This window comes from Streptomyces javensis (assembly GCF_039525925.1).
Lineage (GTDB): Bacteria > Actinomycetota > Actinomycetes > Streptomycetales > Streptomycetaceae > Streptomyces > Streptomyces asiaticus.
In genome coordinates, this window is sequence record NZ_BAAAIF010000153.1 from 1 (window position 1) to 8,840 (window position 8,840).

Annotated in this window: 1 protein-coding gene and 2 pseudogenes; all 3 read left to right on the forward strand. The window is 70.6% G+C overall.

Annotated elements, in window-relative coordinates; translation table 11 throughout:
* A pseudogene (locus ABD329_RS48410) lies at positions 1–4,217 on the forward strand (SDR family NAD(P)-dependent oxidoreductase); the annotation flags it as partial.
* A 147-nt stretch (positions 4,218–4,364) separates the two neighbouring features.
* Positions 4,365–6,767: pseudogene (locus tag ABD329_RS48415) on the forward strand (type I polyketide synthase); the annotation flags it as partial.
* A 329-nt stretch (positions 6,768–7,096) separates the two neighbouring features.
* A partial coding sequence (locus ABD329_RS46870) for a type I polyketide synthase (protein ID WP_344318144.1) occupies positions 7,097–8,840 on the forward strand: 1,744 nt, incomplete at its 3' end.

Below are 8,840 nucleotides of genomic sequence, written 5' to 3' on the forward strand. Positions count from 1 at the left end.
TTCACGCCGGTACGGGTGGTGTGGGTACGGCTGCGGTGCAGTTGGCGAAGGCGTGGGGGCTGGAGGTCTTCGCGACCGCCAGTCCGGCCAAGCAGCACGCGCTGCGGGCGGCTGGTGTGGAGGAGAGCCACATCGCCTCGACCCGTGATCTGGTCTTCTGTGAGCGGTTCCTGGGCGTGACCGGTGGCGAGGGCATGGACGTGGTCGTCAACGCTCTTGCTGCGGAGTTCACTGATGCGTCGCTGCGGCTGCTGCCGCGCGGTGGCCGGTTCGTCGAGATGGGCAAGACCGACATCCGCAACTCCGAGCAGGTCGCCCAGACCCACCCGGGAGTGGTCTACCAGGCGTTCGACCTGATGGACGCCGGCGAGTCGCGGATCGCCGAGATGCTGGCCGAGCTTGGGCCGATGTTCGAGGCTGGGACGCTGGTTCCGCCGCCGGTGACGACGTTCGAGCTGTCGCAGGCGGTGGCGGCGCTGCGGTACCTCCAGGCGGCTCGGCAGGTGGGCAAGGTGGTGCTGAACGTCCCCGTCGAGTGGGACAGTCAGGGCACGGTGCTGGTCACGGGTGGAACCGGCACCCTGGGCGGAGCGTTGGCGCGGCACCTGGTGAACGTCCGTGGCATGCGGCACCTGGTGCTGATGTCCCGTCGCGGTGCGGTCGCACCGGGAGTCGCGCGTCTGGTCGCGGAGTTGGCCGGGTCGGGTGCGGAGGTCCGCGTGCAGGCCGGCGATGCCGCCGACCGAGACGGCCTCGCCTCGGTGCTGGCGCGGCTTACGGCTGAGCGGCCGCTGACCGCGGTCGTGCACGCCGCCGGTGTGATCGACGACGTGACGGTGGAGTCGCTGACGCCTGAGCGGATGGCGACGGTCATGGCCGCCAAGGTCGACGCGGCGTGGAACCTGCACGAGTTGACCGAGGACGCGGGCCTGGCCGACTTCGTGCTGTACTCCTCGGCCGCGGGCGTCGTGGGCAATCCGGGACAGGCCGGCTATGCCGCCGCCAACGCGTTCCTGGACGCGCTGGCCTCCTACCGCCGGGACCGGCACCTGCCCGGCCAGTCGCTGGCCTGGGGCCTGTGGGCCCAGACTTCGGAAATGACCGGGCACCTCAACGGCACCGGTCTGTCCCGCCTGCGTCGCGGCGGCATCCAGCCGATGACGACGGAGCAGGGGCTGGCGCTCTTCGAGGCTGCCACCGCGTTGGGCACGCCGCTGGCGGTCCCGGCCCGGTTGGACCTGGCCGCGTTGTCGCGTGCCGGGGGGCCGGTGCCCGCGCTGCTGCGCGGCCTGGCCGCCGGTGGTGCCTCCGCACGCCGGTCCGCGGCAGCGGCTGCGGCCGTTGGTGGTCTTGCGGGTCGGTTGGCCGCGCTGTCTCCCGCCGATCGTGAGCAGGAGGTCCTGCCGATCGTCCGGGCCGGCACAGCCATCGTTCTGGGCCATGCCAGCCCTAAGGACATCGATCCCCAGCGGGCCTTCCGCGAGATGGGCATCGACTCCTTGACCGCGCTGGAGCTCCGCAACCGGCTCTCGATCGAAACCGGGCTCACGCTCCCCGCCACCCTGGTGTTCGACCGGCCGACGCCGGTGGAGGTCGCCCGCTACCTCGTGGCAGAGGCCTGTGGGACCACCGAGGGCGTCGGAGCGGCGTCCGTGCCGGCGGTCCGCCTCGGCACCGACGAGCCAGTGGCGATCGTCGGTATGGGTTGCCGGTTCCCGGGCGGGGTCGAGGGCCCGGAGGCCTTCTGGCAGTTGATCGCTAACGGGACCGACGCGATGTCGGGCTTCCCGGTGAACCGCGGTTGGGAGACGCCGAGCGCGTCCGAGTCCGCTGATGCGAGTGCGTCTTTTGCCCGGGTGGGTGGCTTCCTGGCCGGGGCTGGCGATTTCGATGCGGAGTTCTTCGGGATCAGTCCGCGTGAGGCGCTGGGGATGGACCCGCAGCAGCGGCTGCTGCTGGAGACGTGCTGGGAGGCGCTGGAGGACGCCGGCATCGAGCCGGGTACGCTCCGGGGCAGCGACACCGGCGTCTACGCGGGCATCATCGCTTCGGGCTACCAGCTTGGCGAGCAGGACGGTGCCGGTGGCTTCGGCCTGACCGGTACGACGGCGAGTGTGGCGTCGGGGCGGGTGGCGTACTCGTTGGGTCTTCAGGGCCCTGCGGTGTCGGTGGACACGGCGTGTTCGTCCTCGCTGACGGCGATTCACCTGGCGGCGCAGGCGCTGCGCTCGGGTGAGTGCGGGATGGCCCTGGCCGGTGGCGTCATGGTGATGGCCTCGCCGGGGACCTTCGTGGAGTTCGCGCGGCAGCGGGGGTTGGCTGCCGATGGTCGGTGCAAGCCGTTCGCGGAGGCGGCTGATGGAACCGGTTGGGGTGAGGGTGTCGGTGTCCTGGTGTTGGAGCGGCTGTCGGATGCTCGTGCTCGTGGGCACCGGGTGCTGGCGGTGGTTGCGGGTAGTGCGGTGAACCAGGACGGTGCGAGCAATGGTCTGTCGGCGCCGAATGGTCCGTCGCAGCAGCGGGTGATCCGGGCTGCGCTGGCGAGCGCCGGGCTGCGGGCGAGTGATGTCGATGTGGTGGAGGCGCATGGCACGGGTACGGCGTTGGGTGACCCGATCGAGGCGCAGGCGTTGCTGGCGACTTATGGGCAGGATCGTCCTGAGGGTCGGCCGCTGCTGTTGGGTTCGGTGAAGTCGAACATCGGGCACACGCAGGCTGCGGCTGGTGTGGCTGGTGTGATCAAGATGGTGCAGGCGATGCGGCACGGGGTGTTGCCGCAGACCCTGCATGTGGACGCCCCGTCCACGCATGTGGACTGGTCTGCCGGCGCGGTGGAACTGCTCACCACGTCCCGGGAATGGCCCGCCGGTTCGAGTCCGCGTCGTGCGGGTGTGTCGGCGTTCGGGATCAGCGGCACCAACGTCCACGTCATCCTCGAAGAGCCCGCCGAGGAGGCCGAGGTCCTGGACGCTCCTGTCCTGGACGGGCCGGAGTCGTCAGCGGGTCCGGTGGCGTGGGTGCTGTCCGCGCGGTCCGGTGCGGCGCTGGCCGCGCAGGCGGGTCGGCTGGCGGAGTTCGTGGCTGACCGTCCGGAGGTCCCGGTTAAGGATCTGGCGTTCTCCCTGGCCGTGACTAGGACCACGGCGTTTTCCCACCGCTTGGCGGTAGTTGGCGATGACCGCGAGCAGCTGCTGGAGGGCTTGAGCGCTGTCGCAACTGGTGAGGAAGCGCCCGGTGTGGTGTCCGGGAGTGTTGGTTCGTTGTCGGGGGTGCGGCCGGTGTTCGTGTTCGCGGGTCAGGGTGCGCAGTGGGTTGGTATGGGCTTGCGGTTGTGGGAGCAGGAGCCGGTGTTCGCGGCGGCGATGGAGCGTTGCGGGCGGGCGTTGGCGCCTTTTGTGGACTGGCGGTTGCGTGAGGTGCTGGGTGACGCGGCGTTGTTGGGTCGGGTGGATGTGGTTCAGCCCGCGTCGTGGGCGGTGGCGGTGAGTCTGGCGGAGTTGTGGCGGGCGTATGGGGTGGAGCCGGTGGCGGTTGCGGGTCACAGTCAGGGCGAGATCGCGGCGGCGTGTGTCGCGGGTGGTTTGTCGTTGGAGGATGGTGCGCGGGTTGTGGCGCTGCGCAGTCGGGCGTTGGCGGAACTGGCCGGGACGGGTGGCATGGTGTCGGTTCCGGTCGGCCTGGACGAGGTGCGGGAGTGGATCTCCGGCTGGGGCGATGACCTGTCGGTTGCGGCGGTGAATGGCCCGCGGCAGGTTGTGGTCGCCGGTGGGGCGCAGGCGTGTGTGGAGTTCACGGACGTGTATGCCGATCGTGGCGCGCGGCGGGTTGCGGTGGATTATGCGTCGCATACGGCGCATGTCGAGGCGGTCAGGGACCGGCTGGCCGAGGATCTGGCCGGGGTGTCCGCCAGTAGCAGCGCGGTGCCGTTCTACTCGACGCTCGAGGCGCGGGTGGTGGATACGGCTGAGTTGGATGGTGGGTACTGGTACCGGAATCTGCGGCAGACGGTGCGTTTCGGCGAGGTGGTCGCCGCGCTGGCGGCGGAGGGTCACCGGGTGTTCGTGGAGGTCAGTCCGCATCCGGTGCTGGGTTTGGCGATCGCGCAGGCTGGCGAGGACTTGGTTGCCGTGGGCAGTTTGCAGCGTGGCGATGGTGGTCGTGGTCGCTGGCTGACCGCGCTGGCCGGTGCTTACACCGCTGGTGTGGAGGTGGACTGGGCCGCGGCAACCGCCGACGAGGGCCGGGCGGTCAAGGTTGATCTGCCGACGTACCCGTTCCAGCGCCAGCACTACTGGCCCAAGCCCGTCACCGGGCGCGGAGATGTCTCGTCGGCTGGTCAGCAGCGCTCCGGTCACCCGTTGCTGGCTGCCGAGGTGTGGCTGGCCGAGGGTGATGGGCTGGTCCTGACGGGTCAGCTGTCGCTGTCGGCGATGCCGTGGCTGGCCGACCACGCGGTGCACGGCACGGTTCTGCTGCCCGGCACGGCTTTCGTGGACCTGGCGGTCCACGCCGGCGACCTGGCCGGTTGTGGCGTGCTGGAGGAGCTGACGCTCCAGGAGCCGCTGCTCCTGCCCACCCAGGGCGGCGTGCAGTTGCAGGTCCAGGTCGGCGACAGCGAGGGCGACAGCGGCCGACGGACCGTCACGTTCTCCTCCCGTGAGGGGGAGGACGAATGGGTTCGACACGCGGTCGGCGTGCTTGCGCCGGTCGACGGCCAGCCTGCTCCCTCCCCACTGGCCGCTTGGCCTCCGGCCGGCGTGGAGCCGGTTCCGGTCGATGGCGCCTATGAGCGGCTCGCCGAGCGCGGTTACGGCTACGGGCCGGCGTTCCAGGGTCTGCGTCAGGTCTGGCGCGCCGGGGACACCGTCTACGCCGAGGTCGAGCTGCCCGAGGCCGCGGAAGAGGATGTCGCCGGATTCGGCCTGCATCCCGCTCTGCTCGATGCGGCACTGCATGGTCTGCTGGCCGCCAACGATGGCACTGGTGGGACGGGTCTGCCGTTCGCGTGGTCGGGCGTTCGGCTGCTGGCCGACGGTGCCCGCCAGCTGCGGGTGGTCCTGGCTCCCGAGGCGAGTGGCGTGTCGGTGACGGCGTTCGACGGTGCCGGTCGGCCGGTATTGCAGGCGCGGTCGCTGGTGCTGCGCGAGGCCGCGGCAGGTCAGTTCGCCGGGGCGGCCCGTCAGGTGCGGCAGTCGCTGTTCACGGTGGACTGGATTCCACTGACGGTGCAGGCTCCGGCCGGCGCAGTGCAGTGGGCGCGGCACGGCATCGAGCTGGCTCCCGTGGTTGTGGCGACCGTGCCGACCGCCCCGTCCGGGAGTTCGGCGCCGCAGGCGGCCCAGCAGGCTGCCGCGACGGTGCTGGGCTGGGTGCAGCAGTGGCTGGCCGACCCCGCAACCGACGACGCACGCTTGGTGATCTGGACCCAGGGCGCATCCGACGGCCAGGATCTGCCCGGCGCAGCGGTCGCGGGCTTGGTGCGCTCGGCGCAGTCCGAGCACCCGGGTCGTCTGCTGCTGGTCGACGTCGACCCGTCAGCCGGTCTGGACCCCGCCCACGACGCCGACGTAGAGGCCGTCCTGGCCGCGGTGCTGGACGCCGACGAGCCCGAGGTCTGTGTCCGCCGCGCTGCTGACGGCGGGAGTGCGGTGGCGTTCGGTCGTCGGCTCGTCCGGGCCGGGACGGAGGAGCCCGGGACCGTGCCCGCCGAGTGGGACAGCCAGGGCACCGTCCTGGTCACGGGTGGAACCGGCACGCTGGGCGGGGAGTTGGCCCGGCACTTGGTGGACGACCGTGGCATGCGGCACCTGGTGTTGCTGTCCCGTCGCGGCCCGGCCGCGCCTGGCGCGGCTCGCCTGGTCGCGGCGCTGGCACGGTCGGGTGCGGAGGTGCGGGTCCAGGCTGGCGACGCCGCCGACCGGGGCTCCCTCGCCCCGGTGCTGGCGCGGATCGCGGCCGAGCGGCCGCTGACGGCAGTGGTGCACGCCGCCGGTGTGATCGACGACGTGACGGTGGAGTCGCTGACGCCCGAGCGGATGGCGCCGGTGCTCGCGGCCAAGGCCGACGCGGCGTGGAACCTGCACGAGCTGACCGAGGGCGCGGGCCTGGCCGGCTTCGTGCTGTACTCCTCGGCCGCAGCCATTCTGGGGAGCCCGGGTCAGGGGAGCTATTCCGCTGCCAACGCGTTCCTGGACGCGCTGGCCTCCCACCGCCGCGACCGGCAGCTGGTCGGTCAGTCGCTGGCCTGGGGTCTGTGGGCCCAGGAGTCGGAGATGACCGGGCACCTCAACGGCACCGGAATGTCCCGCCTGCGTCGTGGCGGCATTCAGCCGATGACGACCGGTCACGGTTTGGCGCTGTTCGAGGCCGCCGCCGCGTTGGGTGCGCCGGTGGCGGTCCCGGCCCGGCTGGACCTGGCCGCGTTGTCGCGTGCCGGGGGGCCGCTGCCTCCGCTGCTGCGCGGCTTGGTCGCCGGTGCCCCCGCCCGGCCCAGCGCGGATGTGGCCGTGGCCGCGGCCGACTTGGCGGCCCGGTTGGCCCTGCTCGGTCCCGTCGAGCGTGAGCAGGAGGTCCTGCTGATCGTGCGCTCTGCCGTCGCCGTCGTCCTGGGCCACGCCGGCCCCGGGGACGTCGATCCGCAGCTGGCCTTCCGCGAGATGGGCATCGACTCCCTGACCGCGCTGGAGCTCCGCAACCGGCTGTCGGCCGAGACCGGCCTGAGCCTGCCCGCCACCCTGGTCTTCGACTACCCGACACCGGCCGCGGTCGCCGGATACGTGCGGACGGGAATCGTCGCTGATGGCCACCCGGGGATGGCACCGATGATCGCCGAGCTCAACCAGCTCGAATCCCGTCTTCTGAACCTTGCGGCGAGCTGCGAGGCGCCGGACGGCATCACGACAATCCTGCGCGGAATGCTGTCCAAATGGATGGACGCGCAGGGCGAGGTCCAGTCGGTGGAAGAGCCTGACGGCGCTTCCATAGCGTTTGATTCAGCGACTCCTGATGAAGTATTTGATTTCCTTGACAAAGAATTCCGATTGCATGGGTCGGAATCGGATGACTTTGATCGACGAATCGATGAGGAATCCCTTTGATGGAAAACCAGGAAAAGCTCTTCGATTACCTGAAGAAGACCTCGGCTGAACTCGTCCAGATGCGCAAGCGCCTCCGGCACATGGAGGCACGTGAGCATGAGTCGATCGCGATCGTCGGTATGGGCTGCCGGTTCCCGGGCGGGGTCGAGGACCCGGAGGGCTTCTGGCGCTTGATCGCCGGAGGGACCGACGCGATCTCGGGGTTCCCGGTGGATCGTGACTGGAACCTGGAGCGTTCGGAGGGCTCCGATCCCGATGACGCGAGCCATGCGTTCGCCCGGGTGGGTGGCTTCCTGGCTGGGGCTGGCGATTTCGATGCGGAGTTCTTCGGGATCAGTCCGCGTGAGGCGTTGGGGATGGACCCCCAGCAGCGGCTGCTGCTGGAGACGTGCTGGGAGGCGCTGGAGGACGCCGGCATCGAGCCGGGTTCGCTGCGGGGAACCGATGCCGGTGTCTACGCCGGAATCATCGCGTCGGCCTACCAGGCCGGCGAGCAGGCCGGTGCCGACGGTTATGTGATGACCGGGACCGCGGCGAGCGTGGCGTCGGGCCGGGTGGCGTACTCGTTGGGTCTTCAGGGTCCTGCGGTTTCGGTGGACACGGCGTGCTCGTCCTCGCTGACGGCGATTCACCTGGCCGTGCAGGCGCTGCGGTCCGGCGAGTGCGGGATCGCGCTGGCCGGTGGCGTGACGGTGATGGCCACCCCGGAAACCTTCGTGGAGTTCGCGCGGCAGCGGGGGTTGGCTGCTGACGGCCGGTGCAAGCCGTTCGCCGAGGCGGCTGACGGCACCGGCTGGGGCGAAGGCATCGGAATGGTGGTCCTGGAGCGGCTGTCCGATGCCCGTGCTCGTGGGCACCGGGTGCTGGCGATGGTGACGGGCAGTGCGGTCAACCAGGACGGCGCGAGCAATGGTCTGTCGGCGCCGAATGGTCCGTCGCAGCAGCGGGTGATCCGGGCTGCGCTGGCGAGTGCGAGGTTGCAGCCGGGCGATGTCGATGTGGTCGAGGCTCATGGCACGGGTACGGCGCTGGGTGACCCGATCGAGGCGCAGGCGCTGCTGGCGACTTATGGGCAGGATCGGCCTGAGGGTCGGCCGCTGCTGTTGGGTTCGGTGAAGTCGAACATCGGTCACACGCAGGCTGCTGCCGGTGTGGCTGGTGTGATCAAGATGGTGCAGGCGATGCGGCACGGGGTGTTGCCCCAGACCTTGCACGTGGATGCTCCGTCTTCGCATGTGGACTGGTCGGCCGGTGCGGTGGAGTTGCTGACCACGTCCCGGGAGTGGCCGGCCGGTTCGAGTCCGCGTCGTGCGGGTGTGTCGGCGTTCGGGATCAGCGGCACCAACGTCCACCTGATCCTTGAAGAGCTCGCGCTGAACGCCCCTGCCCTGGAGGGGACTGCCGACGAGGACGCCCCCGCTGAGGAGGCCGAGGTCCTGGACGCTCCTGTTCTGGACGGGCTGGAGTCTTCGGGTCCGGTGGCGTGGGTGTTGTCGGCGCGGTCCGGTGCGGCGTTGGCTGCGCAGGCGGGTCGGCTGGCGGAGTTCGTGAGGGCACGTCCGGAGGTGGCGGCCAGGGACCTGGCGTTCTCCCTTGCAGTGACGCGGACCACTGCGTTCTCCCACCGGCTGGCTGTCGTTGGCCAGGGTCGTGAGGAGTTGCTGGAGGGTTTGAGGGCTGCGGCTGTGGGCGGGGCTGTGGCTGGTGTGGTTTCCGGGACGGCTGGTGATGGCCGGGTTGGGG